The following is a 3491-nucleotide window of genomic DNA, read 5'->3' on the forward strand; positions in this document are numbered from 1 at the left end:
TGAATCAGGAATACTTGTTCGCTTAAGTCGCAAAGGCGAATTAGGTTCTTGGCTCCAGTTCAGTCCGGCAGGATTTCCGGCAAAATCTCCTTTCTCTAAATGAGTGATGCGTCCGGACCCAATCCAATCGCCCTGATTTTCACCGTAGAACAATTCGCCATCAACATCAAAGCCATAGCCCGCGGGCGACCGCAGCCCCGTAGCGATGGGAGTCATATTGCCATCTTCGGAAATTTTAAGCAACCAGCCCCGCCACTTCACTGGGCTTTCGCCGTAACCAATCCAGGCCAAATTCAGCGTCACCAGCATATCACCGTTAGGTAGAAACAGGGGTCCGTAAGAATATTCGTGATAATTACCGGAAAGTGGCCAGGAGTAAATGGATTGATAGCGATCAGCTATTCCATCGTTATCGTTATCGGTAAGTTTAGTCACCTCGGCTCGCTGGGTGGTGTAAAATGAACCGTTGCGGTACGCTAGCCCCAGTGGTTCGTGAAGTCCGTGGGCAAAACGAGTAAAAGCCGGGCGGGCCGAAGTAGGTCGATCTACTAGCCAAACCTCACCCCGGCGAGTAGAAATACCTAACTTTCCTTCATCAGTAAAGGCCAATCCACCAACTTCTAGCACAATACTATCGGGAATAGGAATGGTCTCAATCCGATAATATTCGTCTTCTGATTGCGCGAATAACCAGTTGGGAATAACAATTAGCAGTAGAATAGCAAAGTTTTTCATAATAGTATAATTACCAGATAATGGTATAAGATGCGGTAGTTTCGCCATTTTGAGCGATAAGAGGTAGTAATAATTGGGCTTTTCCGCTCTGTTGACGCTTAATAGGCTCATTGGCGGATTCATCAACTGTTACGTAGTATCTATGATCGTCTACACTATAGCTGCCGTCGGGTAGTTTTTCAATCGAACTTCCTTCAGCTACTAGACAGTACCAAGAAGACGACTGGCCTAGATCAGCTCTGATTTTTCGGGTTAAGCTCCGCTCTGCATGCTGTTGCTCAATTTGATCGTACAAAGTACCTCCGCTTATCTGGTACTCAAACACCGGAATACGTTCAGCGTTTAACTGATACCCTCGGTAACGAAAGCTCTCCGACTCAAGATCAACGGAATCAGGCCAACTAGCTTGATTAGAAGTAAGCTGAGCAAACGAAGGGCGTATCTGAAAAGGTATAACTCCACCCAATGCGGTCAAGGACTGATCTTCTCCCCGGCTGTGCCACATTTGAGTAGCATCCACAAAACTCCCTCCCCAGCCGGCTAATAGAGCTCCACTACGCAGGTCATACACGTAATTTACTTGAGATGGCAAGCCAACGGATAAGGTATGCGTCTTTTTAGTTTCTTCATCGACCCACCAAAAGCCTCGTTGCAAAACTGGTTCAGAGACTGCTTCAACTACATGGGGCGGTGGAGGTTGCTGCTTCGGAACAGAACCTGGAGCTTGCAGTGCTGTTGTTGGGATTTCTGGTCCTTCGTATTCCCAAGCTAACCCCTGTCGCCAGCCTCTTCCGAGTTTGTTAAAAACTAATTTAAACGAGTGTTCGCCACTTTCCAATTGGACTTGCCCATGGTCTGGTGATCCTAAATTTTGCCCTTCTGAATAGTTTACTACCATTTTATCGTCAATCCACAGCCAGCTAGCACCAGCTGTTTTTAGTGTCATTAGATAATCTCCGCTGGTAGGGGTATTAAGTGTACCGATAAAAATTAAGGCATAATCTTGCGGCTGAGGCGATAACTGATAACTGATAGAGTCTGTAGGGCCACTGTTCTGCGGCTCCAAAGTAGTCAGCGTATCGGGAGTCTGAAATTTTCCTTCGTAGTATTCGTAAGTGATATTTTTCAGTTCAACCTTTTTAGCCCCGTAGCGCTTATAGCGAATATTACGAAAAGCTACTGGGCCATGGTCGCCTTGGAGCATTAAAGGCGCCAAAGGTTGCTCATCGTCAAATGCGGCTGCTCGGGTAGGGCCGCTTACGGTCACATTTTCGTGAACTACCACTCCGTTCAGCTTAACTTCTCGGAAAATGGCATCTCGCACTTTTTTACCTGGAGCATCGAACCGGGGTGCTTCAAATTTTATAGATAGATGCTGCCACAGCCCCGGGGCATAGCAGGCATTGGTGCGAGGTGCTTGGCCGCCGTAGCCTTGGTTATTATCCCAGCGTTGGTAAATACCACCACAATCGGCAAAACGGATACTATCTTTTCCCCAGCTATCAAATAACTGCACTTCATACCTACTCTGAAGATATACTCCTGAATTAGATGTTTTAGGCATCATGAAGTCCAATTCTAAATCAAGGTCGCCATGCTCGAAAGCGGTAAATAAGTTACTACGAGCATCCTCCTGTGGCTGATTGGCCAGTATGCCCGTACCCGGCTCTACTTCCAAAGCATTCTCTTTATTCCGATTAGCGTATACCTTACTAGCTAAACCCCAGTTCGCCGATGGCTCTTCAAAAGCAGTTAATTGTGTTAGCGAAATAGTCTGACTCGGCAGATAAGTAGATGTAGTGTTTTCAGTATAGTCGGAAGTGGTACAGGCAATAAAAGTGAAAAAAGGAAGGAATAGTAGACTGGCTAGTACGTATCTCATGGATTAGTAGATAAATTTGAATCCATGAAATTATGACTTTCTAAGGTAAGACAAAACTAAGATGGATTATCTTGGTGTCTGGGTTGAGCTTTTACCACCTTTGTTATTTCTACTCCCATGTAACCATCTTCAAAACGGGTAAGAGTACCCACTCGCCGACGCTCTTCTTTGCGAGCTACTTTCCAGCACAGTACGGCTAAAATAATGTTAGAGACAAATGGAAGGACACAACCCATTGTAAACCACAGCCAAAATGAACGACCGTGGCTATAAGCAAAATAGCCAGTAATAGCCGGTATTGCTAGAAGAAAAGCTAGTCCGAACAGCGCAATATCAAGTAACATAGACCTAGTTATTCATCATATAACGGTTCAACAACGAAGTATTCCAGATAATTCTATTTAAAAACAGACTTAAGAAATTCTTATTTAAAAGATTAAGAAGTTAGTCTCTGAAAGTAGTTCCTCAAACAACAATAACACTTTCTGAACCAATATAACCCAAGTAACCGCGCTAATGTGACTAGACAATAATTATAGAAACCCAAAAGTCCCTAGCAACAATTAGCACCATTTACGCCCAAGTTCCCTTCAGAATACACAGGTAATAAATTTTTTAATATTATATATAATTTTTCTAATTTATATGCCATATTTGTAACACACAAAGTAAATTTAATTCTTATAACTAATGGCGTATATTATGAAAGCACTTGTAGGAATATTTTGTTTAATCTACTTCATATCGGGCACCGTACAAGCCCAGCAGTACAAGTACCACACTATATTGATATATAATTTTAGCCGATACATAGAATGGCCCGCTAATAATGTAGATCAAGATTTTACTGTGAGCGTGTTAGGTGAAGGAGAAG

Annotated in this window: 2 protein-coding genes and 1 pseudogene; all 3 read right to left on the minus strand. The window is 43.6% G+C overall.

The annotated features are described in order from the left end of the window. A pseudogene (locus WBA23_RS19140) lies at positions 1 to 735 on the minus strand (auracyanin family protein); the annotation flags it as partial. A 10-nt stretch (positions 736 to 745) separates the two neighbouring features. Continuing rightward, on the minus strand, positions 746 to 2617 hold the full coding sequence (locus WBA23_RS19145) for a family 16 glycoside hydrolase (RefSeq protein ID WP_424583886.1): 1872 nt from the start codon (positions 2615 to 2617) through the stop codon (positions 746 to 748). 56 nt (positions 2618 to 2673) lie between these two features. Continuing rightward, a complete protein-coding gene (locus tag WBA23_RS19150; RefSeq protein ID WP_424583887.1) occupies positions 2674 to 2961 on the minus strand; it encodes a hypothetical protein in 288 nt (95 codons plus the stop codon). Positions 2962 to 3491: the final 530 nt, after the last annotated feature.

The organism is Tunicatimonas sp. (assembly GCF_049647865.1).
Taxonomy (GTDB): Bacteria; Bacteroidota; Bacteroidia; order Cytophagales; family Cyclobacteriaceae; genus Tunicatimonas.

Bases quoted from the DNA above. Each gene is read 5' to 3' on its own strand.
- WBA23_RS19145 (WP_424583886.1), bottom strand. From the start codon at position 2,617: ATGAGATACGTACTAGCCAGTCTACTATTCCTTCCTTTTTTCACTTTT.
- WBA23_RS19150 (WP_424583887.1), bottom strand. From the start codon at position 2,961: ATGTTACTTGATATTGCGCTGTTCGGACTAGCTTTTCTTCTAGCAATA.